Annotated in this window: 31 protein-coding genes, 4 tRNA genes and 1 pseudogene; 10 read left to right on the forward strand and 26 right to left on the reverse strand. The window is 64.3% G+C overall.

The window, feature by feature from the left end; translation table 11 throughout:
• Positions 1–89 precede the first annotated feature (89 nt).
• The gene (locus tag GOSPT_RS06560; RefSeq protein ID WP_005204334.1) at positions 90–1,664 is read left to right on the forward strand and encodes an HNH endonuclease signature motif containing protein; all 1,575 of its coding nucleotides are present in this window, start codon (positions 90–92) and stop codon (positions 1,662–1,664) included.
• Between the two features lie 102 nt (positions 1,665–1,766).
• On the opposite strand, the gene GOSPT_RS06570 is transcribed toward GOSPT_RS06560, so the two are convergent.
• On the reverse strand, positions 1,767–1,982 hold the full coding sequence (locus tag GOSPT_RS06570; RefSeq protein WP_005204335.1) for a hypothetical protein: 216 nt from the start codon (positions 1,980–1,982) through the stop codon (positions 1,767–1,769).
• A gap of 109 nt (positions 1,983–2,091) precedes the next feature.
• Here GOSPT_RS06570 and GOSPT_RS06575 point away from each other — a divergent pair, with 109 nt between their 5' ends.
• Positions 2,092–2,334, forward strand: coding sequence for a helix-turn-helix domain-containing protein (locus GOSPT_RS06575; RefSeq protein WP_005204337.1), 243 nt, complete (start codon positions 2,092–2,094; stop codon positions 2,332–2,334).
• Here GOSPT_RS06575 and GOSPT_RS06580 read toward each other — a convergent pair.
• From GOSPT_RS06580 to GOSPT_RS06640, 13 genes are all read right to left on the reverse strand, one after another.
• Complete coding sequence (locus GOSPT_RS06580; RefSeq protein WP_005204339.1) at positions 2,331–2,849, reverse strand: GNAT family N-acetyltransferase; 519 nt, start codon at positions 2,847–2,849, stop codon at positions 2,331–2,333. The genes GOSPT_RS06575 and GOSPT_RS06580 overlap by 4 nt on opposite strands.
• Positions 2,846–3,118: a type II toxin-antitoxin system TacA family antitoxin gene (locus GOSPT_RS06585; RefSeq protein ID WP_005204340.1), complete on the reverse strand. Its 273-nt coding sequence runs from the start codon at positions 3,116–3,118 to the stop codon at positions 2,846–2,848. The genes GOSPT_RS06580 and GOSPT_RS06585 overlap by 4 nt, the downstream gene beginning before the upstream one ends.
• An 89-nt stretch (positions 3,119–3,207) precedes the next feature.
• Complete coding sequence (locus GOSPT_RS22795) at positions 3,208–7,818, reverse strand: phage tail tape measure protein (protein ID WP_005204342.1); 4,611 nt, start codon at positions 7,816–7,818, stop codon at positions 3,208–3,210.
• Positions 7,811–8,182, reverse strand: coding sequence for a hypothetical protein (locus GOSPT_RS06595; RefSeq protein ID WP_005204343.1), 372 nt, complete (start codon positions 8,180–8,182; stop codon positions 7,811–7,813). Before GOSPT_RS06595 ends, GOSPT_RS22795 begins: the two co-directional genes overlap by 8 nt.
• A 230-nt stretch (positions 8,183–8,412) precedes the next feature.
• The gene (locus GOSPT_RS06605; RefSeq protein ID WP_005204345.1) at positions 8,413–9,873 is read right to left on the reverse strand and encodes a terminase large subunit domain-containing protein; all 1,461 of its coding nucleotides are present in this window, start codon (positions 9,871–9,873) and stop codon (positions 8,413–8,415) included.
• On the reverse strand, positions 9,870–10,379 hold the full coding sequence (locus tag GOSPT_RS06610; protein WP_005204346.1) for a hypothetical protein: 510 nt from the start codon (positions 10,377–10,379) through the stop codon (positions 9,870–9,872). The genes GOSPT_RS06605 and GOSPT_RS06610 overlap by 4 nt, the downstream gene beginning before the upstream one ends.
• Positions 10,366–10,653 carry a hypothetical protein gene (locus GOSPT_RS06615; protein ID WP_005204347.1) on the reverse strand — a complete coding sequence of 96 codons (288 nt, stop codon included), beginning with the start codon at positions 10,651–10,653 and terminating at the stop codon, positions 10,366–10,368. The genes GOSPT_RS06610 and GOSPT_RS06615 overlap by 14 nt, the downstream gene beginning before the upstream one ends.
• The gene (locus GOSPT_RS06620) at positions 10,640–11,272 is read right to left on the reverse strand and encodes a hypothetical protein (protein ID WP_005204351.1); all 633 of its coding nucleotides are present in this window, start codon (positions 11,270–11,272) and stop codon (positions 10,640–10,642) included. The genes GOSPT_RS06615 and GOSPT_RS06620 overlap by 14 nt, the downstream gene beginning before the upstream one ends.
• On the reverse strand, positions 11,253–11,429 hold the full coding sequence (locus GOSPT_RS23825; protein ID WP_005204353.1) for a hypothetical protein: 177 nt from the start codon (positions 11,427–11,429) through the stop codon (positions 11,253–11,255). Before GOSPT_RS23825 ends, GOSPT_RS06620 begins: the two co-directional genes overlap by 20 nt.
• Positions 11,429–11,794 (reverse strand): hypothetical protein, encoded by a 366-nt coding sequence (locus GOSPT_RS06625; protein WP_005204354.1) that lies wholly within the window; start codon positions 11,792–11,794, stop codon positions 11,429–11,431. Before GOSPT_RS06625 ends, GOSPT_RS23825 begins: the two co-directional genes overlap by 1 nt.
• Positions 11,795–12,312: 518 nt before the next feature.
• Complete coding sequence (locus GOSPT_RS06630) at positions 12,313–12,507, reverse strand: hypothetical protein (RefSeq protein ID WP_005204355.1); 195 nt, start codon at positions 12,505–12,507, stop codon at positions 12,313–12,315.
• Positions 12,508–12,739: 232 nt separating this feature from the next.
• Positions 12,740–13,777: an AAA family ATPase gene (locus tag GOSPT_RS06635; protein WP_005204362.1), complete on the reverse strand. Its 1,038-nt coding sequence runs from the start codon at positions 13,775–13,777 to the stop codon at positions 12,740–12,742.
• Positions 13,774–14,181 carry a DUF2742 domain-containing protein gene (locus tag GOSPT_RS06640; protein WP_005204364.1) on the reverse strand — a complete coding sequence of 136 codons (408 nt, stop codon included), beginning with the start codon at positions 14,179–14,181 and terminating at the stop codon, positions 13,774–13,776. Before GOSPT_RS06640 ends, GOSPT_RS06635 begins: the two co-directional genes overlap by 4 nt.
• Before the next feature lie 20 nt (positions 14,182–14,201).
• On the opposite strand from GOSPT_RS06640, the gene GOSPT_RS23575 reads away from it, so the two are divergent.
• Complete coding sequence (locus GOSPT_RS23575; RefSeq protein ID WP_141630820.1) at positions 14,202–14,456, forward strand: hypothetical protein; 255 nt, start codon at positions 14,202–14,204, stop codon at positions 14,454–14,456.
• A 2-nt stretch (positions 14,457–14,458) separates the two neighbouring features.
• Here GOSPT_RS23575 and GOSPT_RS06645 read toward each other — a convergent pair whose 3' ends face one another.
• The 5 genes from GOSPT_RS06645 to GOSPT_RS24095 all read right to left on the reverse strand — a co-directional run bounded on the left by GOSPT_RS06645 (position 14,459) and on the right by GOSPT_RS24095 (position 15,796).
• Positions 14,459–14,929 (reverse strand): hypothetical protein, encoded by a 471-nt coding sequence (locus tag GOSPT_RS06645; protein ID WP_005204373.1) that lies wholly within the window; start codon positions 14,927–14,929, stop codon positions 14,459–14,461.
• Complete coding sequence (locus GOSPT_RS23830) at positions 14,926–15,093, reverse strand: hypothetical protein (RefSeq protein ID WP_005204375.1); 168 nt, start codon at positions 15,091–15,093, stop codon at positions 14,926–14,928. The genes GOSPT_RS06645 and GOSPT_RS23830 overlap by 4 nt, the downstream gene beginning before the upstream one ends.
• On the reverse strand, positions 15,090–15,371 hold the full coding sequence (locus tag GOSPT_RS06650) for a hypothetical protein (RefSeq protein ID WP_005204378.1): 282 nt from the start codon (positions 15,369–15,371) through the stop codon (positions 15,090–15,092). Before GOSPT_RS06650 ends, GOSPT_RS23830 begins: the two co-directional genes overlap by 4 nt.
• A 63-nt stretch (positions 15,372–15,434) precedes the next feature.
• Positions 15,435–15,563: a hypothetical protein gene (locus GOSPT_RS24535; protein WP_269449448.1), complete on the reverse strand. Its 129-nt coding sequence runs from the start codon at positions 15,561–15,563 to the stop codon at positions 15,435–15,437.
• Positions 15,563–15,796: a hypothetical protein gene (locus GOSPT_RS24095; protein WP_005204379.1), complete on the reverse strand. Its 234-nt coding sequence runs from the start codon at positions 15,794–15,796 to the stop codon at positions 15,563–15,565. The genes GOSPT_RS24535 and GOSPT_RS24095 overlap by 1 nt, the downstream gene beginning before the upstream one ends.
• A gap of 111 nt (positions 15,797–15,907) precedes the next feature.
• On the opposite strand from GOSPT_RS24095, the gene GOSPT_RS22800 reads away from it, so the two are divergent.
• Entirely contained in the window at positions 15,908–16,531 is a 624-nt protein-coding gene (locus tag GOSPT_RS22800) for a helix-turn-helix transcriptional regulator (RefSeq protein ID WP_005204380.1), read from the forward strand.
• A gap of 10 nt (positions 16,532–16,541) precedes the next feature.
• Positions 16,542–17,636, forward strand: a pseudogene (locus tag GOSPT_RS23075) (site-specific integrase); the annotation flags it as partial.
• 230 nt (positions 17,637–17,866) lie between these two features.
• On the opposite strand, the gene GOSPT_RS06670 reads toward GOSPT_RS23075, so the two are convergent.
• Positions 17,867–17,939: transfer RNA gene (locus GOSPT_RS06670), tRNA-Lys, on the reverse strand.
• A 216-nt stretch (positions 17,940–18,155) separates the two neighbouring features.
• Between GOSPT_RS06670 and GOSPT_RS06675 the strand changes: the two genes are divergently transcribed.
• From GOSPT_RS06675 to GOSPT_RS06685, 3 genes are all read left to right on the forward strand, one after another.
• Positions 18,156–18,228, forward strand: a tRNA-Glu gene (locus tag GOSPT_RS06675).
• A 38-nt stretch (positions 18,229–18,266) separates the two neighbouring features.
• Positions 18,267–18,343: transfer RNA gene (locus GOSPT_RS06680), tRNA-Asp, on the forward strand.
• 29 nt (positions 18,344–18,372) lie between these two features.
• Positions 18,373–18,449, forward strand: a tRNA-Phe gene (locus GOSPT_RS06685).
• A 118-nt stretch (positions 18,450–18,567) separates the two neighbouring features.
• On the opposite strand, the gene GOSPT_RS06690 is transcribed toward GOSPT_RS06685, so the two are convergent.
• The 5 genes from GOSPT_RS06690 to GOSPT_RS06710 all read right to left on the reverse strand — a co-directional run bounded on the left by GOSPT_RS06690 (position 18,568) and on the right by GOSPT_RS06710 (position 21,197).
• The gene (locus GOSPT_RS06690) at positions 18,568–18,981 is read right to left on the reverse strand and encodes an ankyrin repeat domain-containing protein (protein ID WP_005204382.1); all 414 of its coding nucleotides are present in this window, start codon (positions 18,979–18,981) and stop codon (positions 18,568–18,570) included.
• Complete coding sequence (locus GOSPT_RS06695; protein ID WP_005204383.1) at positions 18,978–19,274, reverse strand: WXG100 family type VII secretion target; 297 nt, start codon at positions 19,272–19,274, stop codon at positions 18,978–18,980. Before GOSPT_RS06695 ends, GOSPT_RS06690 begins: the two co-directional genes overlap by 4 nt.
• Complete coding sequence (locus GOSPT_RS06700; protein WP_005204384.1) at positions 19,271–19,582, reverse strand: WXG100 family type VII secretion target; 312 nt, start codon at positions 19,580–19,582, stop codon at positions 19,271–19,273. Before GOSPT_RS06700 ends, GOSPT_RS06695 begins: the two co-directional genes overlap by 4 nt.
• Entirely contained in the window at positions 19,579–20,457 is an 879-nt protein-coding gene (locus GOSPT_RS22805) for a YbaB/EbfC family nucleoid-associated protein (protein ID WP_005204386.1), read from the reverse strand. Before GOSPT_RS22805 ends, GOSPT_RS06700 begins: the two co-directional genes overlap by 4 nt.
• Before the next feature lie 200 nt (positions 20,458–20,657).
• The gene (locus GOSPT_RS06710; RefSeq protein WP_005204391.1) at positions 20,658–21,197 is read right to left on the reverse strand and encodes a DUF1990 domain-containing protein; all 540 of its coding nucleotides are present in this window, start codon (positions 21,195–21,197) and stop codon (positions 20,658–20,660) included.
• Between the two features lie 67 nt (positions 21,198–21,264).
• On the opposite strand from GOSPT_RS06710, the gene GOSPT_RS06715 reads away from it, so the two are divergent.
• Positions 21,265–22,326, forward strand: a complete 1,062-nt coding sequence (locus tag GOSPT_RS06715) for a hypothetical protein (protein WP_039855010.1) — start codon at positions 21,265–21,267, stop codon at positions 22,324–22,326.
• Between the two features lie 271 nt (positions 22,327–22,597).
• Here the strand turns inward: GOSPT_RS06715 and GOSPT_RS06725 are convergent, their stop codons facing one another.
• Positions 22,598–23,320 (reverse strand): alpha-ketoglutarate-dependent dioxygenase AlkB, encoded by a 723-nt coding sequence (locus GOSPT_RS06725; protein WP_005204403.1) that lies wholly within the window; start codon positions 23,318–23,320, stop codon positions 22,598–22,600.
• A 163-nt stretch (positions 23,321–23,483) separates the two neighbouring features.
• On the opposite strand from GOSPT_RS06725, the gene GOSPT_RS06730 reads away from it, so the two are divergent.
• A complete protein-coding gene (locus GOSPT_RS06730; protein ID WP_005204405.1) occupies positions 23,484–25,721 on the forward strand; it encodes an MMPL family transporter in 2,238 nt (745 codons plus the stop codon).
• Positions 25,722–25,737: the final 16 nt, after the last annotated feature.

The following is a 25,737-nucleotide window of genomic DNA, read 5'->3' on the forward strand; positions in this document are numbered from 1 at the left end:
GAACGTTCTGGCGGTCGAACTCCAGATTTTCTGTCGGTGCCCACCGATACTCTGATACTCGAACATGTTGTCGATTGTCAGGGGGCATCGTGAACGCCAGCAGCAGCACAGAAATTTTCGACGACGCCGACCCGTCCGGGTTGGAGTTGGATCAGATCGCAGACCGCCTTGTGGGCCACGCCAGTCAGATCGCGAGCCTCACAGGGCGGTTTCTGCTGCTGCTCTCTGAGTTCGACCGCAGGAAAGGGTGGACGGGAGAGGGGATCATGTCCTGCGCGCACTGGTTGACGCTGCGGACCGGGTTGTCGATGCGTACGGCACAGCAATACGTGCGGGTGGCGCGCACCCTCGATGGGGTGCCCCGGATTCGGGATGCGTTCGTCGAGGGCCGCCTGTCGTATTCGAAGGTTCGTGCGCTCACGCGAGTCGTGACGCCCGACCGCGAGGACGAACTGCTCAGCGTCGCGTTGTCTGCCGACGCGGCCCAACTCGAGCGGGTCGTGAGGGCGATCCGCTCGATCGATCAGCGTGAACGAGAGGCGACCGAAGGCGAGGTTGAATCGACGGCGTCGTGGGAATGGAACTCCGACGGCACGTTGTCGGTGCGGATGCGGTTGTCGGCGTTGGACGGGGCCTCATTTCTTGCGGCGACGGTGCGTGCCGAGTACGAGCGAACACGCACGTCGTCTGACGACGCTGGACCGTCGGTAGCGGATCTGGTTGCCGCGCAGATTGATTCGGCAGAGTCGCCTGACCGGGAGGCTGAGATCGAGGAAGCCGGCCTCGAGCCCGCCGATCAACGGTTGTGGCGGCATACCCCTGCCAACATCGCACCCGCCGTGGTGTTGATGGCGGAGACGATGCAAGCGGCGATCGACGTGCCGACGTTCACCCCCGGGGCAGAGGTGGTCGTGCACAGCCAGTCGTCGGAGGCTGACACGTGCGGGGCTGACCCGTACGTCGAGGGTGGGCCCGCGCTCTCGGCGGCTGAGGAGTCGGAAGCGTCGTGTGGCGGCACGAAGACCGAGGTGCGTCACGGAAATCGGGGGACCGTCACGTCGTGGGGGCGTCGGACGCGGACGCCCTCGACGCGGACGCTGCGCGCGATCCTGGCGCGCGATGGCGGATGCCGCTACCCGGGGTGCGGACGGACTCGACACCTGCACGCGCATCACGTGCGCTTCTGGTCGCGCGGTGGTGCCACGACGCCCGACAACCTGGTGCTGCTCTGTTCGTCGCACCACCGAGCGTTGCATCGCGGCGAGTTCTCGATCACGGCGCATGCGTTGCAGCAGTTCACATTTCATCGCCAGGAGGATGGGCAGCTGATCGAGCAGGCGCCGCCGATCTTGCGCCAGCCGGTTGGCGGCCTGCGGCGATCGCCGACGACGCGGTCGTCCCCGAGAATCCGGGACCTCTCGACCTGGGCTACACAACCGAGGTGCTGTACGCCGGTTGGCGGTTCAAGCAGTCGGCCGCGGCCCGCGCCGACCGACCCGCCTCGCTGGCCGCCGCGTGACGACGTTCAGCGGAACGCTCGACGGACCCGCCGCGCACGAGTGCGGACTCCGTCACGAGTGCCCCCAGTAGGGCTCGAACCTACGACCTGCGGATTAAAAGACGGAATCCGCACGGTTTGGGTGATGCGGGCGAGTGACGACTAGAGCTATTTGCGCTGGTAGGCGGCTATGTCGCCATCTTGGCAGGATCGGTGAAGTTCGGGTGGTTCTGCGTGGTGCGTGACAGCGGTGTGACCACGAAGACCGCTACTTGGCGCGGAGCCTCACGCCTTCGGAAATCTGCTGCGCCCATGATTCGAGGTCGCTTTTGCCTACCCCATTGATCCCGACGGACTTGAGCTCACGCTCAAGCGCCTTCATCACCGTGTCAACCGGTTTACCCTTGCCATTGCGTTGAGCCCTATCGAACACCTTCTGCATGGTGTCTCGGAGCTGCTTCTGGATATCTCGCTCAAGGCTCATCTGCGCATCATCTCAGAGCGCGCTCGAAGCCCGGCGATCGAATGGGCTATTTTCGCTCGACTAGGTGACAGGCCGAGACTTGTCGGTAGGGGTGCCATAGATTTCCCCCATGACCACCCGCATGACTCGCAAAGTCCTCACCATCACCGACGTCGCCGCCCTCACGGGCCGCAGCGCCAACGTGATCTACGACGCCCTCAACTCCGGTGCCCTCGACGGCAGCCACTCGATGCGCGGAGGCCGCTGGTTCATCACTGAAGCCGCCGTCGACGCATGGATCGCCCAGGGGTGCCCCCGCTACGGACAGTACGAGGCACCACCGGTCCATCAACGCATCGCGGACCTGGACTAGTCGGCCCACCGGTCGGCCAGTGCCTTCGATGCCGTGGATACTTTCATCACTAGGCGTCGCTCACGCTTCGCCACCGGGGTGAAATCAAACCGCTCGTAAAACCGCTGCGCCTCCTCATTGATGGCATCGACGACGATCAGTCGCCCACCACCCATCTCGGCCGCGCCAACAGCGCGCCCAAGCGCATCTAGGAGCAATTGTTCTCCGTATCCATTCCCCTGTATCGAGGAGTCGAGCGCGAGGCGAGCGATCAGGAACCCCGGCACCCGTGAGTACCCTCCAGCGAGACCACCACTCACTCCGTCGTCTTCACGCACTACCTCAGTAGGGCAAATTGCGAAGTAAGCACACACTTTCGACTCGCCTAGCGGTGTCCACACGTACACACGCGCAACGCCGCCGTTGTTCGCACGGTGAGCTTGTTCGGAAAGCCAATCGTTGAGTGACTCGATGCCACAGTCGAACCCTTCGATGACGTGATCGTCGTCCAGCTGGGTCGACTCAAACTCTCTCATCGGCGCTTGAACACGGCGGGCTTGCGCGCGGCTTCAGCCAGTCGAGGAGCCGCGTCGGCAGAGTCCAGGGACGACATCAACGCATCGAACTGCTCAGTCGGCATGACTGTAATCAACTCTTGTCGAAGCACCTCTTCCGCACGTGCCAACGCTGCCTTCCGAACAAACTCAGATGCGGGTTCGTGCACGACATTGGCGGCGCGTTGAATCCGATCGAGAGTCTGAGCTTCCGCTCGGACCTCGATCCGCTTGCTCTTCGTATCTGCCATGACACCCCTTTTGGCTGCGAGAATGAGGGTTTATCTACTCCAATGTACGGGAAGTGTCCGTACAAATCTACACGTCATCAGTGGCGCGTTCATCCCATCGCCGCCAAGTGGATGCCTGACTTCTTGAGCAAGTCCTGCATGTCCTGCACGGTGATGTACACCTGCTTGCCCTCCTTGACGGCCTTCTGTAGTTCGCCGATCTGGCTCGTGAGTGCGCTCATCTGGTCCGAGATGACCTGCGAGAGCACGGGTATGTCGTTGCTGCCGGTCGACGGTTGCGGCGCGAGGTCGCCGAGGGTGACCGATCCGGCACCGTCTGTGGCGAAGTCGTAGGCGATGGCGGCGTACGGTGCGATGGCGCTCGCGGCGGTGAAGCCCGCGCCCGCCCCGAGGGCCATCCAGTCCTGCCAGCTCTTCGGGGCCATCCAGTCGGATGTGTCCTCCTGATAGCCACCGAAGCCGCCGTCGGCAAACGCCTTCACCATCCCAAGTTCGCGACCCGCTTGCAGCCACAGGTTCTTCGACTTGTCGGAGCCGTTGATCGGGATGAACGCTTCACGTCCCGCTTCGCCCGCGAGGGTGACCCACGCGTTCGCCTGGTCGAGCATCTGCGCGGCGTCGGGTCCGCCCCAGCCGCCGTTGGCGTAGGCCATCAGCGGTAGCGGGTTCTTGCCCGCCTCGCCCTTGCGCTCACCCGCGCTGCTGTCGGCCTCGCGCTGCGCCTTGCGAATCTCTTCTTCGAGCGTCGTGATTGCCGACTGTGCGCTCGCGACCGCGTTGCGTGCCTTCGTCGCATCCGCGTCGGCGGTGGCGATGTCGGTGGCCGACTTGTGTTGCGCGCGAGCGTCACCGGCTTTCTTCTCGGCGTCGCGTTGCGCGGCCTGCAACTGCACGAGGTCGCGCTTAGCCTTCGCGAGTTCAGCCTGCTTCGTGATCAACTCCGACCGATCCGGAGCGGTGGCGAAGCGGTCGTGGCGCGCCTGGAGGTCGGCCATCAGGTCCCGTGAGGTTTGCGCGGTCGCCTGCGCCTCGGTGACGGCGCTGTTGGCCTTGTCGAGTTCCCCCTTGGCGGCGGCGCGGTCCTGCGGCTTGGCCGAGTCGTACTTCGTCTGCGCCACCTTCGCCGCGGCCTGTGCCTCGGTGACCGCGCGTTCAGCCTCCGCGACCGCGGCATGGCCGCTCGTGAGGTCGGAGTCGGTGGGGCGGGTCTTGTTGTCGACGTCGGGCATCTTCGTCGACGCCGACGGGGTGTCATAGCTACTGGAGAACGACGAACTCGACGACGAGCCACTACCGGACCCGAAGCTCGACGGCCAGTTCGTCACCTGCACCGGCATTCCCGTGCCGCCGAAGTCGCCCGACGCGCCCGCGCCGTCAGCGGTGCCGACCGACGGACCGAGGCGGGTCAAGAGGTCTTTGGACTCACCCTGCTTGGACTTGATCTCGCTGTAGTAGCCCTGTCGCCCACTGGAATACGCCGACGCCGCCGAGTCGCTACCCGGTGCCTGCTGTAGCCAGAACGCGTTTTTGTACGGGTCGGACTTGTCGTAGCCGGGGGACTGCTTGAGCTTGTCCATGCGGTCGTAGAAGCCGGTGATGTTGGTGTTGGGATCGTCGCGGCCCGCGTAGCTCGAATCCTGCTGGAAGGTACCGTGCCATGCGCCGCCACCGCCGATGGCAGAGTTCGACAGGTTGCTCTCTTGCATCGCGGTCGCGAGGTACGCCTCGATCTCGGCGTCGGAGTAGCCGCGCTTGCGGCCTTCGGCGATGATCTTGCGCGCCACGTCGTCGCGGGATGCGTTGGGGCCGAGCGTGATGTCGCGGATGCCGCCCTGTTGACCCTGTGCGCCCGTCTGCGCCCCGACCTGCGCCGAGAAGCGGGTGTGCACATGATCGGTGTGACCCGCGTAGTCGCTGGCGAAGTAGGAGCCGTCGGTGTCGGGTTGGCGACCGTGCCAGCCGAGCTTCTGCCCGGTCTGCGGGTTCATCCAGATGACCTGCTCGATCGACGGATCGTTGACCGCCTGACCCATCATGTATTCCGCGAACGCCTGCATGTCGGCGACCGAGCCGGTCCAGTCGATACCGCGGTTGAGGTGCTGTGGGTTCGGGGCGTAGCCCGCCTCGTTGCGGTCGCTCTCCTGGTGACCGGCGTAGGTGGCGGGCTTGACGCCGTGGGCCGCGCCGAGCTGGGTGATCCAGTCGGGGAAGCCGTCGGAGCCGGACGAGCCCGCGGGTAGCCCGTAGCCCACCTGGCCGCCGTCGGCGTAGCCGGGGATGCGGGGAAAGCGCATGTGCTGCACGTCGGACATGAACGCGTTGCCGTAGTAGTCGACAGCGTCGACGGGCTGCACCCATTCGCGGTTGGAGAGCGCGGTGAAGATGCGGTCATCCTTCGGGCCACCGGGGCCGAACACCTGCCCGCCACCAGCGCGGCCTACGAGTCGACGGCCCTGCGCATCGCGCGGTGCGCTCGCGGGAGCCGAGACGGTGTTGCCCTCGACGTCCTTGTAGGTGACCAGCACCTCCATGTGGCGCTGCTTGATGATCTCGGCGATATCGCGTTGCGCCTGTTCGGTTTTCGCCTCTACCTTGACCGAGCCGTCAGGCAGGGTCGTGACGGTGTAGCCGAGGGCTTCGAGCTTCTGCTTCGTCTCGGGGCTGTTGTCGGTGATCGTGACGGACTTGCTGTCGGGCACCCCGTTCACCGTGACGGTCAGGTCGCCGAACTTGGCGGTCGTTTCCTTCGCTGCATCACCTGTCTGCCCGATGGCTGCCGAGGCTTGGGCAGCTTTGATCCCCAGCTTTGCCGCCTCGTCACCGGCTTGGGTCATGCCCTGACCAACGCCGATCATCTTGTCGGCAGCGCCGATGGCTGCGTTGCCGGCTGTTTCGAGGTTGCGCCCGAGGTCGCCCATGGTTCCGGGAAGGTGTTTGAGGATGCCGCCGAGTGACGAGGCCATCGAACCGAACGCGCCGACGGTGTACTTCTGCATGTACCCCACGCTCGTGACCACACGACCGAGGATGTCGAGGATGCCACCACCGGCCGCGATGGTGCCACCCGCGGCGATACCTGCATATTTCGCGACGTCGAGGAAGAAGTTGGTGATCTCGTCTTTGTGTGCGCTCACCCAGTCGGTGAGCTGCTGGGCTGCGGGTCCGAAGGCGTTGGCGAGTTTGATCTGTATCTCGTCGATGGTCGCGCTGACGGTGTTCTTGAGGCCCTGGATTCCGGATGCGCCGTTGGACATCTGTTGTCCGGCACGGTCGGTCGCGTCTCCGATTTGGCCGAGTTGGTCTTTCGCGGTTGTTATGTCGAAGTGATCGAATGCCGCGCCGAGGTCTTCCCACTGGGTGCCGAACAAGGCCGCGGCGATCTGGTTCTTCTCGACCGACGGGGGCATCTCGCGGAGCTTGTCGAGGATCGAGTCGAGACCCTGCTTGGCACCCGCGCCGCCCTGAGCGAGCTGCGTCGTGATGTCCTGCACGTTGAGGCCGAGACCTTGCAATGCGGTCGAGGTGGACTCCGAGCCATCGGTGGCGCGGATCGTGAACTCCTTGATGGCATCCGCGGCTACGTCGGCGTCGCGCGCGCCATTCGCTGTGGCCTGTGAGATCAGCCCGAGCGCGTCGGCCCCGGTGAGTCCCGCCTTGCGCCATTGCGTCGAGTACTCGTTGACGGTGTCGAGCAGGTCTTGGTTCTTGTTCAATCCCCGCTGTTGTGCGGCGGTCAGCAGGTCGAAGGCTTCCGTCGAGTTGGCCACGAGGCCCGTCTTGACCATCTGGCCCGCGGCGTTCGCGGTCTCGGGGATCTCGGTACCCATGATTCCGGAGACGATGTTGAGCTTCTCGATGACTGGCTGGATCTGGTCGGCGGTCGCGTTACCGTCGATGAGACCCGCCTGTATGGCGTTGCCCGCAGCCTTGATGTTGTCGTTGACCGAGTCACCCCATGCGTTGCCGTAAGCGTTGCCTGCGGCGAGCCCCGCCTGCTCCATCTGTCCTGGGGTGAATCCGAACGTCGCGCCAATGGTGTTGCGGGCGAGCTGCTTTTCCATGCCCTGCATCACCTGATCGGCGAACGACTTGCCCGCTGCGAGGGGGATACCGACCTGCACGGCAAGTCCCGCCGCAATGGCAGCGCCCAGCGGGCCACCACCACCACCACCACCACCGCGCAGTGCAGCGGTGAACCCCGAGATGACTCCACCGCCTGCATCGTCACCGGCGTCCTCGCCCTGGCTGCCAAGGTTCGAGAGCGCTTCCGACAGTGGGCCGCCGTTGCCGAAGGTGGAGGCGATGCGCGACACCGAGTGCGAGAACGCGTTCTCGGTGCGTTGTGCCGACTGGTGCGCGGAGTCGCCGATCTGCTCGACCTCGCGACGGGCAGCCTGCGCGTCCGAGGTGATCTGTCTACGCGCGGTCGCCATGCCGTCGCCGGTGCCCGCGAGTCTCGTCGAAGTGCGTTGCGCGCCATCACCGATGTCGGAGACTGCCGCTCTGGCTTTGTCGGCGTCGGTACGGATTTCGGTAAGCCCACGGGGTGAACGCATCTGACCGGCTTGACGATCGGCACGCTGCGCTGCGTCCGCGAGGTCGGCGAACGCGTTGCGTGCTCGCGTGACGTCGCGGGTGTACTGGTCTGCGCCTTCGAGCTTGAGCTTCGCGACGAGAGTGCCGAGGTTCATGTCAGCCATGCGCTGTCTCCAATTCGCCGAAGCGGTCGATAGTAGTGCCCTCGGCGTCGATCATCACGGTTTCCTCACCATCGACGCGGTACATGACGCCAACACCTTCGCGCTGCGCCCAGTACTTCACCATGCCGAGTTCGGTTGGCGGCTCGCCGGTCGCTTTCGTGAATATCTTGCGCCGCTTGATGGCTCGCTGTCGCATGGCCTTGGTGGCATTCTCGACCGGGCTGCCGCCCGAGTAGAGCTTGCGCGCCGCGATCTGGCCCGGTGTGGAACCGAAGATCAGTGCCACTGCAACGTCATTCATCGCCACGCCTCCGTCGGCGTGCACGCGCACTATTGCGATGGGGCTGCCGTGATACTTGGCCATGAGGCGTCTCCGTTCGTTGGTCCGATTCTATCGGTCGGATGGGGGTTGCTCGTCGACCAAAACACGTTGTGGCCGTTCGGATTTGCGCCATTCGGTCACTGTCGCCTGCCAGTGGTCGAGGCACGCTGTCAGGTAGATTTCTTCTCGCTCGGGCAAGCGCCCACGACGCGATGCGCGCGCTAGTCCGAATAGGCGATGAGTGAGTTGCGAATAGTTGTCGGTGTCAGCCATCAGACGAGCTTTCCTCCTCGGAATAGCACCGGATCGTGTGCGATAAAGCCCGGTCGCACAGGAAGTTTCGTGCCACGGTCAGTGGTGATGATGGCTCCCTGTCCGTCGCGTTGTTCGCCGTAGGATTCGTTGCGCAGAGTGTTGATCGCCGAGACCGCCTGCATGAGTGCCATCGCGAGGTCGTCATGCCCCGCGGACTCGGGTACCGAGATCTTGAAGTGGCCCATCTCGGTCTGCTCGAAGGTCAACGAGTGCAGTTGCTTGAGCAACTCGGGGTGGCGCGGCAGGATGAGCCGACCGCGTTGGAGCAGCATCTTGATCCGTCCGAACCCGCCCGACTTGCGGCGCGTATCGGTAACCACCCCGCTGACCATGGTTGTCGAGTCCTGCTGCAGTAGACGGCGCAACTCCTGGGTGGGCATCTGCCCGACACCGTTGGTCTCCGACATGAACCGCACGACATCGAATCGGTTGGCGTGCTGCACAAGTTGGGCGATGAAGTCGGCGTACTCCATGCGGAAGTGGTGTTCGAGCCACGGAATCCAGAAGATCGGCTCGTCGCCATGCTGAGCACGGTTGAGTTCGACGTCGCCGAGCGCGGCCAGGTAGACCACGCAGTTCGCGTCGTGCGCGTGACCCCAGTCGATACCGCCGACGACCATCGACCCGCTCATGACGCGCCGCGGTTCGATGAGTTCGTAATCGGCGACGGCGGTGTCGATTTCGGATGTCGTGAAGTACGCACCCGACTCGTCGGTCCACTCCGCGAGGTACTCGCGGTTGAAGTAGTGCGACGGCTCGCGCTCGCGGATCGCTTCGAGGTCGTCGGCAGACACCAACGGGTTCATCGACGACGGCCAGTGGAACGAGGCGTAACGCGCATCGGGGCTCGTCATCCCGCGCTGCCAGAGGCGGCGGAAGAAGTGTTCGAGTCCGCCCCATGGCGACGACGACAGGATGATCCTCGCACCGGGGCGCGCGATGATCGCCGGTTCGGCAGCACGCCAGATCTCCTCGGCCACGAAGCCCGCCTCGTCGATGATCAGCAGGTCGACCGGCCATCCTCGAATCTGCTTGTCGGAGGCGGGGACCGAGACGATCCGCGAGCCGTTCGACAGCGTCAGTTGCGCCTTCTGCTCGTCGACCACCGATCCGCTCAACAACGGCGACCCGACGGCCAACGCGGTGCACTCTTCGAGGAGACGACGCGAGGCCACCTCGCCCGCGGAGATCAACAACACCAATGCGCCAGCTTGCGTGAACGCTTTGTGCAGCGCCTCCACGGCCAAGGTTCTCGACTTGCCGACCTGACGGCCGGCGCACATCACGCGGATACGCGCCGTTGATGTCGCCATCTCCAACTGATGGGGCCACAGGGGCGCGCCGACGAGCTTCTCGGCGAAGACGTCGATCCGCGACACGGCACTACGTAGTGCCGACACCTCGGCAGCCGTCGTCATGCCGCACCATCCTCTGACTCGACCTCGCCGTCGATCGACGTGGGTTTCGACGCGTCACCGGCGAGGATCTTGGCGATGTCGAGCTGAGCCGAGGTCGTATCCTTGCCCAGCCGAGCGCGGGCCAGCGGGGTTATCCCTAGGCGGTCGGCAAGGTTGAGTAGGTGCTTGCGGGTGCGCAAGAGCAACACGGTTGCGCCCGTCGGTTGCCCCGCGTCGTCGAGTTCGCCGTGCTCGTCGACCCACATCTGTAGGCACTCAACCTGAGCGTCTACGCGCGCGTACTCCAACGTCGCTTCTTTGAATTCGCGAAGATGGGGATGGGCTTCCACGAGATCGTTGCCGATCTGAGCGGCCATCGGAGTGATCACACGCTCTGAGTACGCGCCATGCTTGAGGCTCTTGGTGTTGTTGGCGACGAACGGCTCCCACGAGTAGTTCCGCGCGGGTAGGCCCGACGCGGGTCGCGGGCGAGCGTGCGTGCCACCATCCGGCTCAGCCGCCGACACTGGACTCCACCTCCCGAATCGAGTGCGCTTGCAGGCGCAGCCCTTCGGCGATCTCTGCGTCGTTGAGCTCGGGGTGCAGGAGGTACGCAAACCCCACGGCCAGGCCGATGACGGCACGCACGAACTCGACGGTGTCGTCATCGGCCCGGACCACCACACGGCCGTCGTCGCGGGGGTCGACGAACTGCGCGACCGCGTCGAGAGCTCGGGCGATCACCAGTTGCGGGATCGGTCGCTGGCAGGCGGCGTCGGGGCACCCGTCAGGCGTCGACATCGGCCACCACCCGCCGTCCGAGCTCGTCGGTCACCTCGGTATTGGCCATGAAGCGCTCGTGGCGTTCACGGTCGAGTTTCTCGGCGCGCTGTGCGGCTGCGGCGAACTCGGCGCGGCGCTTGTCGTCGTGCAGGGCGTGGGCGTGAGTGAGGACGTCACCGCGTGCCTCCTTGATGGCGCGGTTGATGTACGACTCGCCGCCACCGTCGACGACTCGCTCGGAATCCCAGAACGGCAGGTCGACGCCGGCCATGCTGGCGCGCGCTTGCAGTGCCGCGCGGGTGTCGCGAAGTCCGTTGGCCTCGGCGGTCAGGGTGCGCAGTGCCGCCACCGCGGCGGCGTACGCCTTGCGTGCCTTCTCCGACCCCTTCCCGGTGAGGTGCTCGAACTCCTGGCGCACCACGTCGGCCTCGTGGGCGCGGGCGGCCTCGGCGGTGCGCTGCTCGGCGCGCTCGGCAGCTTCGAGCCGGAGTTCAGCCGTGCGGATCTCGGCGGTGGCGTCGGCCAACTGCGCCGCGGTGATGGTGTCGTTGCCGTCGCGGATGGCGTCTTCGAGTTCGGCGTGGTGGGCGCGGGCTGTGGCGAGGGCGTCCTGCGCCTCAGTCGTTGTCGTCGGCATGTGCGTTCTCCTGGCTGTAGTGGTGGGTGATGGCGTCGCTGAGCGACGATCCAGCTGGGGGTGGGGTCTTGGGTGCCGAGGGCGGCTTGGGGCGTGTGGAGGCTCTCAGGGCCTCGCCGAGTGCGGCGCTGAGTTCCTCGAACGGTCGGCCGGCCATCAGGCACCGTCCGCCACGGTGAACACGGTCAACGGCAATGCGTCGTACGCGTCGGGGTTGGCGTCGTAGGTCGCCTGGTAATCGCTGTCGACGGAGTGACGACCGGAAGCCGTGTTGCCCGCCGAGTCCTGCCCGTCCTGTGAGCCGGGGCCGAAGCGGAGAGTCCCGTCGGCCTGCACGATCACCAGCCGTGTGCCGCTCTCGCGGGTGCCGTCGGCGCGAACGAGGTAGCCCGCTGCCTGCACGGTCCGCCCATCTCGGAAGCGGTAGACGCCGTTGCGGTCGACGTAGCCGAGGTTGGCGATGCGGTTGCCGCCTCGTCGGGTGCTGATGCGGTGGACGTTGCTGGGTGGGGTGTAGGGCATGGTGACTTCTCCTTCTGTGATACCTGCGGATTGTGTATCCGCTGGGGTGTTGAGTTGTATTGCGCTGCAACGAGAGTCGATGCAGTGGTCACACGTTGGTCACATCACCTCGCGCCGACGTGACTGCGATCTTCGAGGCCCTGCTCGCACGCGCACGCACAACGTTCGGGCCATCGGGACGTGAGGCAGCACGAGGTGGGTTGGGCGACGTGAGGCAGCACGAGGTGGGTTGGGCGGGGTTAAAGCGGGGGGAGAATTTGCCCCCCACCCCCGACTCGCACGTGCGCGCATCGATTCCGCACACAGCACGCGAGCCACGAGCAGGTGGGTTGGGCTGGGTACTGAGGCTCGGAGTCATCGCTTCTTCTCCTTTCGAAAGTGGAAGGGCTTTCGCAGTTGCGCCCTCTGTCGTGATCCCTTGGGCCAGGCGATGGCGATGCATGTGGCGTGTTCCCCACGGTCGATGTCTTCGGGGAAGCTCATCGGGAATCGACACATTTCGCAGAGTGGCTGGTTCCTCATGCTTGGCTGATCGCGAGGACTGACGTGAGAGGCCCCGAGATCTCCTCACTGCCCGTGAGGAATGAGAAGCCGAGAGCGTCTGCCGGATTCCAGGGTTCGATCTCGAAGCTGTTGTGGAGAACCTTGTGCCAGCCATCGGGCAAGAGCACAGCGGTGATCCGGTTGGAGTGTTCGGGATCGTTGAGGTCCATCCATTTCTCCTGTTTTCAGAGGCCCCGGAGAGCCTGATTTCGGCCCCGCCACGTCGCCCTGGGGTCTCTAAGAGACCCCCCAGGGCGTGATTACGTGGGTGCGTGATACCCGTGATTGGAACCGTGATTGCCTGACCTGCGGCTTTGGGTTGTGCCGTGATTGATTGGAGGGCGCGTGATTTATCACGCGGCGAGAGGCCGCGTGATTGGAAACGTGATTGGATTTCGGGGGTCATGACGCGAGCCCCTGACAGGTCGCCGCGACGTAGGTTGTGGGGCTCGGCTTACCCGGCTCTGTGGCGTACAGCCGTCCGTTTCGTACCAGTGCGGTGAGCTTGCGGCGCGCCTTCTCGATCTGGTTTCGGTCGGGGTTGTCCACCTCGAAGAGCAGCCGTGCGGCACCTTTCACGGTGATGCCACCGATGCGGGCTGCGACGGCCTCGATGTCGACCTGACCGTGGATGGTGACCGCACCGCTCTCCTGGTCGTGCAGGAGACTCCAAGGGCCGAGCTCGCCGACGGGCTGCTTGACGTGGTGCATGTGAACCACGGGGTCGCCGGGGTTGCCGTTGAGCAGTAGCACTGAGCCCGCTCCCGAGGTGATCCACGTCGAGCCGTACACGTCGGCGATATCGGGCTTCTTGTCCGAGGGGATCTTCTTGATGTGGTGCAGTTCGAGAAGGTTGCGGCCACTGGCCAGCAGTTGTTGGCGGGCGCGGTTCCACCCGGCTCCGACCTCGTCATCCGATAGACCCAGCGCGGCATCTTTGAGGCTGTCGACGATCACGATGTCGGCGCAGGCAGACTCGGCAAGAGAGGTCAGCACACCTGTGTTCTTCGCGAGGTCGTAGGGCGGCGGTCCCTTCCAGAACGTGATGCGTTGTGCGAGGTAGTCACGGTCTCGATGCCCGAGTTGTCGGCGCAGCGCTCGCGCGGCCTGCCGAGGCCGGTCCATCGCGAGGTAGAGAACATGCGGCACCGGGTTTACGGGAAGGCCGAGTACGTCGGTGGGTCGTTCACCGATCAGCGACGCCAACACATTCGAGGCGAGGGTCGTTTTGCCTACGCCTTGGGGACCGCAGACGATGAGTGCTTCGCCATCCGCCCAGAGCACACGATCGCCCTTACCCCACACTGCGGCAACACCTTCGGGCTCGTCGTGGATGAACGTGCCTCCGTCGACGATCTGGTGCGGAACCTCGGGTTCGCCACCGTTGATCGGATGCACGTTGTCCTCCTGGGCTGTGTCGTAGTGGCGGTTGCGCGTCATGCCGGCCTCCGCATTGCCCAGGGATTGGCCTGTAGCCACCGTTCGTGTTCGAGCTGGCGTTGAGCTTCGGCGGACCGGCTGATCGAGATCTCCCGCGAGGCGTCGATGATCGCGGAGGTCTGGTTTTCGAGGTGTAAGGCCCACTGGTCGGCGGCGAGATAGATCGCCCCGACGCGTCGAGGGTCGGAGGTGGGCAGATCGAGCCAGTCGTGTGTACCGATCAGTGGTAGTGCTCCGACACGCAAGGCGCGCTCGACGATGGGCCAAAGCGCCTCGTGCGCAAGGGACCACGAGACTTCGCGGCTGGTGTGGGTGAGCGCGACAATGCGGGTGGGAAGGCGCGCGGCCTCACCCCGCGTCGACTGGTTGTCAACGCGGGGTGAGACGGGCTGGGTAGGAATCATGCGGTTGGTTGAATCCCTCCGTGCTCAGAGACGCGGCTGATGAGGCGAAGGGATCGACCACCACGCCGCCAGATGCCGCGGGCAACCTCAGCGGGCACCATGGGCGTCAGACCCAGGTGGCTGAGCGTGGCAAGGGTGTCCTCCCACGCATCGAGGTCGCGGGGTGCCGACGCGTGTATCCCGCAGGTGTGCGACCAAGGGTCGGCGTAGGTGCTGCGACATTCGGGGCACCACAGCGGTTGCAGCCGTTCGGACGCTTCGCGTCGGCCTCGTAGGGTCATCTGACAACCTCCAACTGTGGAGTGGGCGGCAGATCCTCGATGCGGACGGCACACGGCCCGTCGTCGACCCACACGCGGAATCCGCCACGGTCAGGCTGGCCCGGGTCGACAGGTAGTCGGCCCTCGGATGCCAGTCGCCAACGGCCATCCCAAGTCATCCCCTCGTGCAACGCGTATTCGGCGGCAGCCCAGGCGGGGTCGGCTGGCCACAGCACGATGAACGTGACACCAGGAGTGATCGGGACGTGGGATCTGATCGGCCGGCCGTCGCTGTAGCGGGTGAAGGCGCGCACTGCGCGTCCAATCGGTCCGGTCGCATCGGAGATGCGAGACAGCTCGACGCTGTCGTCGGTCTCGATTTCGTCGTTCATCGCGATCCGGTCGATGCCCCACTCGATCGACTCGATCGCATTCCAAGCCGATTCGAGGAGTTCGTCGACGGCGCGGTTGGGCGAAGTCGCGGTCATCGGACGACCTCCAAATGCGGAACCCGAGGCAGCTCTTCGGATTTCACACCGCTGAACGATTCGAGCAGCACGGTCAGGGCGAGGAGCTGTTCGTCGCTCAACGCGCTCGACTCGAACGTGTTGAGTTGGTGGCAGAGTCGATCGGCCACGGCTTCGCGGTTCATGCGGCGTCACCACTCTGCGACTCTGTTACTACGTCGTCGACCTCGCCGAGCATCTCGGCGTGTGCGTTGAGTTCCGCTGCGTCGAGCGCTCCGACGATCGACGAGACGTTGTGGCCAGCGTCTGCGCGGTCCTGGAATTGCCAGATAGCGTCGCGCAGTCGGTCGCGGGTCTCACCGGCCGGCGACTGGTGCCACACCGTCCACGCGGCATCGGTGCGGGCGGTCACGACGCGTCGGTCTGTCCGCCTGTCGCTCGGGTATGTCAGAATGAGTTCCATCAGGGTCTTTCCTTTGTCGAGGTGGTTTCTGATTCGACCGGTCTGAGGTGGTGCTCAGGCCGGTCATTTCTTTTCGGTCTGTGTGCCCTGCTCCGCGAGCACGCGGCGGGCGATGACTTTGAGGTCTTCGATACCGGAGAAGTCGATACTCCGGGGAGAGCGAGCCGGGGCGATACCCGGTGGGGCAGTCATCAGGCCGACTGCCGTTCGGGTTCCGTCGCCGGGATGTCCAGTGCGGCAAGGAGTCCCGCGACCGGGACGATGTAGCGTTTGCCAACTCGGAGAGTCTTGACTGGATACTCGCCGCGCTGAATGAGCTCGTAACCGACCGATCGGCTAATTCCAAGCACGCTGTTCGCGGTCTCAAGATCGGTCCGGACGCCCAGCTCCCTCACTGCATCCGGTGTCCAGTGGGGGTTCGTCATTTTTCAAAGGCCTTTCCTGAATTGGTTCATGCTTCCCAAATCGGGGAGCCGACTCAGACGGTACTACGTAACCTTGACGAACACAACCCACTGCGGGATGATATTCCTACTATGGGAAATGAAGAGGGAATCTCGCACGACATCGCGCGACGCTTCGTCAACCGCGTTAAGGCTGAGCGAAAGCAACGAGGCTGGTCACAGGCCGACTTGGCTGATCGTCTCGTCTCCGCAGGGCTACGAGCTCACCCGACGACCATCGCGAAGATTGAGGCCATGGACAGAACAATCCGGCTCGACGAAGCCGTGGTGCTGGCGTCAGCTTTCGACTTGACCCTCGACGAGATGATCGCCAGCCGCAGCTACGACCAACGTGCCGCGCTTGATGCCTTCATCTCGCTCGCCAGTCGTTCGGCTGACGACGTCAACATCGTGGCAGACCAGATCTGGGACGCTACAGAGCGATTGAACGCGGAACCGGCTGATCTCGTAAAGCGTAGTTACGACTCGAACGATGTCGAAATGTCGTTGGACGTTGTGCGGTCTCATCTCGCAACGAAGCCTGCGATCAAGGCGGTCTCCAGCCTCGTAGAGGCGCGAAATCAACTGCGCGAGGCTGTTTCAGCTGCATCGGAACGGGATAGTGAGGTCGAGAAGATTGTTGGTGGAGTTACGCCCGACGCCGTGCGTACGTTCCTCGAAGCGTTCCTCCCTCCGGATCACTTCAATAAGGAATAGGTGAATCCTGATGCGCGGTAGCGTCAAGAACTCGGGTAGTTCCTGGGGATATGTCGTTGATCTCGGTCGCGACCCGGCGACAGGCAAGCGACGCCAGGAGCGCAAGCGAGGATTCCGAACCAAGCGCGAAGCCGTGGAGGCGCTCGACGAGCGGCTGGGCGAGATCCGCACCGGAGTTGTCGCGGTGGATCAACGACTCACACTCGCGCAATACCTCGAATCATGGCTCGCAGCAAAGGAATCCGCTGGGGTGCGCCCGACGACGCTGCGTAGCTATCAGCAGCATGTCAACGCCTACATCGTGCCGACGATTGGCAATGTACGACTGCGGGATCTCCGAGCTACACACGTCGAGCACATGCTCCGTGAAATCGCCAAGCCGCCAACGAAACCTGCCGAGGGGGCGAAGATCGGTAAGGGTCAGCGGCGCAACCCCAAGCAGCTCTCGCCAGCTACGCAGCGCCGCGTTCATGCCACGCTGCGTAGTGCCCTCACGAGCGCGAAGCGCAAGCACCTGGTGAGTTTCAACGCCGCCGCCGATATGGAGTTGCCGCGTGCCGCCCGCCCGAGGGTGAAGCCCTGGACGCCAACGGAACTCGGAACGTTCCTCGATCGCGCGGGATCGCACCGCCTGGGTGCGTTGTTCGAAGTCCTCGCGCTCACTGGACTGCGTCGCGGCGAAGCTGTCGGTCTCCGATGGGATGACATCGCCGACGGGGTCATCACCGTCCGCCAGCAGATCGTCGAGGTCGATGGGACCGGAATTGAGTGCCGGTTCTGCGGAGGTGAGCACCGGCAGTTCCAGTTCGGTGCGCCGAAGACTGCGTCGGGGGACCACCGCACCGTCGAACTCGATGCGATGACGATGCGGACGCTGCTCGCACACCGGGCGCATCAGGAGATCGAGCGTGCCGAGTGGGGCGAGTTGTATTGCGACCACGGATTGGTATTCAGCCGTGAGGATGGAAGCCCGATCCCGCCCGCCGACGTGACGAAGTTGTTCCACGACCTCGCCGACGAGGTCGGCTTGCGGCGCATTCGGGTGCACGATTTGCGCCACGGTGCGGCGTCGTTGCTGTTGGCCGCTGACGTGCCGCTCGCGATCGTTTCCAAGCGGCTCGGGCACAGCTCGATCAGCATCACGAGCGACACCTACTCGCACTTGCTGCCGGGTGTGGAGAAGGGCGCAGCCGAGGCGGCGGCACGTCTCATCCCGCGGGCAGGGCGTGACACCGAAAGAACTTTGCAAAGCAAAGGTGATCAATCGGTGACAGATCAGACCGACGAAACAGATTCAGGCGACCCATCTTTCGATGAATCGCCTGATCAGGGAAGTGCCCCCAGTAGGGCTCGAACCTACGACCTGCGGATTAAAAGTCCGTAGCTCTACCAACTGAGCTATAGGGGCGGACGCCTCGGCGCTGTGGCCGACGCAGGAAGTGAGTTTACAGGTCGGCCGCGCGGCGATGCATCGACGGTGGGCTTGGAATTGTCGATGCCGTCGACGTCGGATCCGGGTATGGTGTTCGGAGGGCACCAACTCGTGCGAAATGCAGTCTGACCAGCCGATTTGTGAATTGCGCGAGCGGTGTCCTAAGCTGAGTCGGCTCCCAACGGAGAACCGGCCCCCTTCGTCTAGCGGCCTAGGACGCCGCCCTTTCAAGGCGGTAGCGCGGGTTCGAATCCCGTAGGGGGTACAACTGATCCTCTACGGGGGAGCAGGAAAATTGAAGATGGCCCTGTGGCGCAGTTGGTTAGCGCGCCGCCCTGTCACGGCGGAGGTCGCGGGTTCGAGTCCCGTCAGGGTCGCCAAAGGTTTCCGGTTTCGCACCGGACCTTCTGGCCAGGTAGCTCAGTTGGTACGAGCGTCCGCCTGAAAAGTGGAAGGTCGTCGGTTCGATCCCGACTCTGGCCACCATGGGAGAATTTCCCATCTCAGACAGAGATTTCTGTCTTCTAGCCCGGCTCGGGCGATTCACTTTTGGACCCACGCAAGTGGGCCACTAGTGTGCCGAGAACTGTGGCCGCGACTGTCTCTACCGCAGGTATGGCGCGAAGAGGCTCTTCTCTTCGTCTGTGCCGTAGCGCTCGATGTAGATGGCGGGGCTGTAGTGGTTTGTTCCTTCGTGGTGGGGATCGCTTCCCGCGGCCAAGAGGATGGATTCGATTGCCGGTGACAGTGACGACGCGACAGCGACCATCAGCGGACTCCGCCCCAGGTTGTCCAACGCGTTGGGGTCCGCACCGAGCTCGAGGAGAAGGCGTATCGCTTCTTCTCCCTCGTCGTACTGGGCGGCAATGTGCAGTGGCGTGAGTCCTTCGTGGTCTTTGGCATTCGGGTCGGCACCGGCTTCGAGAAGGCGGCGCCCCTTATCTAGGTCACGGTTGGCGTTGACGGCGTAGTGCAGAGGCGTTCGGCCGGCTCGATCGCGATCGTCGACCGTGCTCATAGGCCGTTGAGCATCTGGGCGTTTGCGCGGAAAGCGCGGTGATAGTTGGTGATGATCATCTCGCCCACTGCCCGCAACCGCTTGAGTTCGTCGCGAGACTCTTTGGCTGCCGCGGTCCAGTCGGCTGACTCGTCGAAGAACGCGTCGGCGGTGGTGCCTTCCCAGGATTTCGGCAGGTCCGTGGTGATCTTGGCCAACTCAATCTCGGCATCCTCCAGGGCTTCCTCGAAGCTCGCCATGAGTCTGACGACACGATCGAACTGGTCGAGATCGATTCGATGAATTCGCGTCATGGCTTGAGTTCCTCTTCGTCGGCGGTACTTCCGATGTCAGCCGCGCTCTCATTGTCGGCATCGGTGGACGCGTGGCACGCATCACCGAGCAGCTCGCCCATGGCTCCCAGGCGGGCCACCAATGCATCCGCGCCGTTGAACCACTCCTCGAACTCGGGCCCCCACTTGTCGGCGGATCGTCCGATCCAATAGTCGAGATGTATGTCCCCCTGCTCGCGTAGCTCCTTCTTTTGCTCGGCGAGAGCAACCGCGGTGTGCGTCAACGTGTCGGCGGCCGATTCGAGCGCGTGCTTATCTATCGCGGTCACGAGTCGGGCTCCTCCGTGGCGCTGTCGCCGTTCGTCATCGCCTCCGGCGAAAAGCTACTGAGCAAGGCATCGGCGAACTCGACGCTGCGGGCGTCGGCAGGTGAAATCTCTGCCAGAATCTGGCCGACCTGGCGAGCCAGAGCAATCACTTTTGTACCGACGTCGCCGATCGCGCGCCGGCTGCAGTCAACGATCTCTTGTTCGAGGGCACTCACATCAGTTGTCGCCGACTCGGGGATGTGTACGGAGACGAGATGGCCCTCGCTGGTGACCTGAACTTTTACCCCCGAGTGAGACGACGCGCTCCCGCGAAGTGCGTGCACCCTCTCGGCGTGCATCTCCCTGAGTTGCTGACGCTTCTTCTCGGCCTCGCTGACCGGGTCAACGTCGGGTTCCTCTTCGGTGTCCCACTCCGGTTCGCGCCAACTGTCGTAGTCGATCGACATCGTGCCCTTTCCTACCGCATGTACCGCGAAGACATTCTTCTCCTCGCCTGTGCCGAAGCGCTCGATGTAGTTGGCTGGGCTGTAGTGGTTTGTTCCTTCGTGGTGGGGATCGCTTCCCGCGTTCAGGAGTATGGATTGGATTAGCGGCGACTTTGAGGACGCGACTGCGACCATCAGCGGATTCCTTCCCAGGTTGTCCAACGCGTTGGGGTCCGCACCGGAGTCGAGGAGAAGGCGTATCACCGCTCCGGTGTCCGTGAGCTGGGCCCCGGCGTGCAGTGGGGTAAGTCCTTCGCGCTCTTTGGCATTCGGATCGGCGCCCGCCGCGAGGAGATTGCGCACCTTCTCCAACTCGTTATCCGCAACCGCGTAGTGCAGCGGCGTTCGGCCGGCTCGATCGCGATAGTCGTGTCGCTTCTCTGACATCATCTATTCGCCTTCCCGGTCCTGTTGGTCACGAGCCGTGCTGCGAACGCACACTAACGGCTAAGCAAGCGGTGGCCGCCCGCGGGTGACCCCGGGCCCGTAGCGCTCCGCCATTCCGACAAGCCATTCCGCTCCGACGGGGTTCGAGGTGTGCACGCGCACGATCGGAGGCCATCGGCCATGCTCGGACAGGTAGAGCGCGCTCATCCGCCCGAGCCGCACCCGCGCCCGAGTCGCGCCATCGCGGCCAAGTACCGCCGGGTCATCAGCCGCTGGGCGAGACGCGCGACCGGACCGCCGAGTCGGGTGTACCAGCGGCCAGGACGAGAGAAGGCGCAGATCGTCGCCACCACCGAGCCGTCGGCCCGCAGTTCGACCGCGAACAACTCCTCGCCACTTTCCGGATGCCCGGGAAGTGTGCCGTAGGCGAATCCGGCACGACCTGGTTCGTCGATGACGTACACCACCCGGCAGGGAATGCGAACCGGCCCGAGGAACCACGCGCTGAGCACGATGACGGTGCCGACCTGCGCCGACGTCGTACTCGCGTGAACCCGCAGCCCGGCGCCTCGCTGCATGCCGTACCGGAGAACCGCGTCGCTGATCGTATGGAAGTCAGACTGGCCGTGACCGACGAGCCGCTCTGCCCGTACGACGTGAGCACTCGCAGGAGGCGTGCCGTGGGTCGCGCCGACCTCGTCGTACGTGAACGGCTCAAGCTCCCAACGGCCGAGGTCGGACATCACGCCATTCTAGTGACCGTGTCCGATTTCGAACTCACGCTGCACCGTCACGCGCAACAATCGCCTCATGTCGGCTCGGCAAACAACCGTCCTGGTGCGCAGCGTCTACGGAACCGCGGCGGTGCAGTGGTTCCTCATCTTCGCGATCGGCACGATCCTCGTGACGCGTGCCTACCTGCGTCTGACCGGCTACCCGCAGATCGGAAACGGCACGCTGCACATCGCCCACGCACTGTGGGGCGGGGCGCTCATGATGCTCGCGCTGGTCTTCGGTTGGCTCCTGCTCGGTTCGACGCCTCGCGTCGTCGCGGTGGTGATGGGTGGTATCGGATTCGGTCTGTTCCTCGACGAAGTGGGCAAGTTCGTCACCAAGGACAACGACTATTTCTACGGTCCATCGGCCGAGATCATGTACCTGCTGGTGGTGCTGATCCTGCTGATCAGTCGGTTCGTCCGCGACCTCAAGCGACCATCGGTGCCCGAGGCGATCGCGAACGCAGCGGTGATCGCGGCCGACGGTGTGGCGCACGGACTTCCGGAGAGTCGACGCCGACAGGCCACCGACCTCCTCGATTTCGCCGAAGCACGCGACGCCGATCCTGCACTCGTGACGCATATTCGCGGGTTACTCGACGCGAGTGTCCACACCCCGGACCGGCTGACCCGGCTACGCGCGCGGGCACTCGCGTTGATCCCGAGTTTCTTCCGACGACGCTGGTGGTTGACGCTGATCGGCTGGCTGCTGGTCATCAGCTCCGCGCTGACGGTCATCGTGGGTGCGCTCGCGCTGTACGTGAATCACCGCGACTACGGGATCTATCTCGAACTGAGCCGCGACCCCACCGCCGCGTGGATTCTGTTCATCAGCGGCGTGCTGACGCTGGCGTGCTCGGCGTCGGCGATGATCGGTCGCCGCTACACCGATCGCGTCTGGCCGCTGCGCGCATTGCGCATGGCAGCGCTCATCTTCACGATGTCCAACGCCCTCGTCGACTTCGCGCTCGACGGTTTCGGGGCGCTCTACAACCTTGCGCTCGGTCTGTTCGCGCTGGCGATCATCGACTATCACCTACGCGCGGCAGTCGCGCGGGCGACGGCGCAGCACGAGCACGGACAACTGCGGGTCTAGCGCCCCGACCCACCCATGCTGCGCGCATAGAAGTTCAACCCCGGGCGATTACTCAGCACGGCGAGAAGGACCAGGACGATGAGAGTGACAACGATCGTGGACATGATCTGCCTTGTCTTGGAGGAGGTTTCGGTTCGCGGGTGTATCAATGGTGGCCGATCGTCGTGACGGAGAAAAGGTTCGCCGGTGCAGATCACGAGCGAGTCGCCGGTGTGTGTGCGGGCACATCGGTTAGCGATTCTTCGACCGTGGTGAACTGAATATGTGACATCTATCGATCGCACGATCGCCACTGATCGCATCGCGGCTCTCGAACGTCGCGTCGTCGACGATCCTGATGCCAGGCCCGCCGCCGTCGCCATCGTGATCTCGAATCAAGCCGACCGACAGGGAATCTGGGTTCTGCGTCGGCCACTGACCATGCAGGTACCGCGTGCTCCCAGGTGCGCTGACAACTCCCGCCCATCACCAACAGATCGCCCGCCGACAACGTGAATTTCAACGACGCTCCGCCGCCGCGCGGCCGCAACGCCAACGGGCGCGGAGAGCCGAGAGAGACGATCGCGACCATCGTGTCGTGGGTGGCGCCGCGGCCGAACCGGTCGCCGTGCCACGCAACCGAATCCGACCCGTCGCGATACAGGCAGAGACCCGCCGTCGCGAAGCCCTCGGGTAACTCGTCGCGGTAGTGCGCGGTCAAGGCGGCGCGTGCGTCGACGAGTAGCGGGTCGGGGAGCTCGTCACTCGCCTGGTAATTGCAGACCAGACGCGGGACGTCGACAACTCTGTCGTACATCCGACGACGCTCGGCCCGCCACGGAACGTCGTCGCGCAGAGCGTCGAACAGGTCGGTGCTGCCCGCGATCCATCCGGGCCGCAGATCGACCCACGCGCCGTTGGTCAGGACTCGACGTTCGACGTGCGATCCGAGATCGCGCAGCCGTGGTGACTCGGCGTCGAGGTCGAAGATCGATCCCTGGACTCCTGCGCTCATGGACGACAGCCTACACCGATATCGAACATGCGTTCGCAAAGCGGGTGGCAGGACTCGCGTGGGACGTCGCTCACAATCGCGGCTCGGAGGTGGCACACCGACGTCGCCCATCGGTATACCGGAGCACAAGTGTTAGCCACTAACAGTTCCTAGGAGTTCGCTGATGGCGTCGTTGTTGTTTCGGGTGGGACGGTTCTCGTTCCGCCACAAGTGGTGGGTGATCGGGGCCTGGGTGGTCATCGCCGCGCTGCTCATCGGACTCGTGGGTGCGTTGAACCCCAAGTTCGCGAAAGACTTCGAACTCCCCGGAACCGACTCCGGAACTGCGACCTCGCAGGTCGAGGAGTATTTCCCCGAGGCGATGAAGCAGCAATCGGAGGCCTCGACGAGCGTCCTCGTTGCCGCGGACGACGGGCTGGCCGCCCATTCCGCACAGATCGACGCACTCGTCGCCGACCTGCACACCTTGCCCGAGCTGACCGACAAGGCGACGGTTCTGAACCCTGTCACCGTCGCCACGGCCAAACCCGAGCTCGCGTCGTCGGTCCTCGGTGACGGTGGCAAGGTCGGTTTGATCCAGGTGCGGCAGAACATCGAGCTGACCGACCTCACCGTCGAGAACAAGAAGCAGCTGACCGACATCCTCGAGAAGCATCGGGGCAACGGTCTGCAGGTCGAGGCCACGGGCTCGCTGATGAGCGTGATGGAGGCGGGCGGTAAGGCTGAGTTGATCGGCTTCGCCGTCGCCTTCGTGGTGATGATCGTCGCCTTCGGAGCGCTCGTCGCCGCGTTCATCCCGCTGATCACCGGCCTGATGGGCGTGATGATCACCATCATGCTGCTGCGGCTGAGTGCCGAGGTCATCACGGTCAACGAGACCGCCACCGCGATCGTCACCATGCTCGGCATCGCCGTGTCGATCGACTACGCCCTGTTCATCGTCTCCCGCTATCGCGGCGAGGTGAAGCGCGGCGGTGACAGAGCCGACGCCGCGGGTCGAGCGGTCGGTACGGCCGGCTCCGCTGTGGTCTTCGCCGGGCTGACCGTGATCATCGCGGTCGTCGCGCTGATGGTGGTCGGAATCCCGCTGATCACCCAGATGGGTGCGGGCGCCGCCGTCGCGGTGTTCATGGCAGTGATCGCCGCGCTCACCCTGATCCCCGCGCTGCTCGGTGCCGTCGGACGTTTCGCGTTCACCCCACGTATCCCGTGGATCAAGCACGCAGAAGAATCCGACACCGCCGACACCAACGGAGTTCGCTTCGGCCGCATGGTGGTTCGGCGACCCATCCCGTTCATTGTCGCGGGTCTCGCGGTGCTGGTACTCGCGGCGATCCCGGTCGGCAAGCTGCAACTGGGGCTCTCGCTCTCCAGCGACGACGAGGCTCCCGCACAGGCACTGCTGCAGCGCGGCTTCGGCGAGGGCATCAACGGCCCGCTGCTCGTCGTGCTGCACTCCGAGAACGGCACGGTCGAGAAGGCGGCCACCGAGACCGTCGCGCACATCAAGACGCTGCCCGACGTCGCCAACGCGTCGACGATGACCTGGCTGGGCAACGGCACACCGCAGCCGAACGTCGGAGCAACCGCCGCGCTGATCTCGGTGACGCCCAAGAGTGCGCCGTCGGATCAGGCGACGCACGACCTCATGGAGCAGATCCGCGACTTCAGTCCCGAGGCGCAGCGAGCAGGGTCGGAACTGCACGTCGGTGGTCAGACGGCCATCATGTCCGACCTCTCGGCCAAACTCGACAAGGCGTTGATCCCGTATCTGATCGTGGTGGTCGGGTTGGCGTTCCTGATCATGATCGCGGTGTTCCGGTCGATCTGGGTGCCACTGATCGGAACGATTGGCTTCATCTTCTCGGTCCTCGCGACGTTCGGCGTGACTGTCGCGATCTTCCAGGAGGGCTGGTTCGGTCTGATCGACAACACCAAGCCGATCCTGTCGTTCCTGCCGATCTTCCTGATCGGCGTGGTGTTCGGCCTCGCGATGGATTACCAGGTGTTCCTGGTGACGCGAATACGCGAGGAGTACATCCACGGCATGACCGCGAAGGAGGCGATCATCGCCGGCTACCGGCATGGCGCGCGTATCGTCACATCGGCGGCGATCATCATGATCAGCGTGTTCGCGGCGTTCATGCTCTCCCCGGACACGACGGCCAAGATGCTCGGCTTCTCGCTCGCGATTGCCGTGCTGTTCGACGCCTTCATCATCCGGATGATCGTGGTGCCCGCTGTCATCGCATTGCTGGGCGATCGGGCGTGGGGTCTGCCACGATGGCTGGACAAGCTGGTTCCCAATCTCGACATCGAGGGCGAGAAGGTGCGCGACCGCGGTATCCCGCAGGCGAGCGTCGACGAAACCCGCGAGGTCGCCGCCGCGGCGTCGAGTTGAGCGGACTGGATAAAGA

Source organism: Gordonia sputi NBRC 100414, assembly GCF_000248055.1.
GTDB lineage: Bacteria > Actinomycetota > Actinomycetes > Mycobacteriales > Mycobacteriaceae > Gordonia > Gordonia sputi.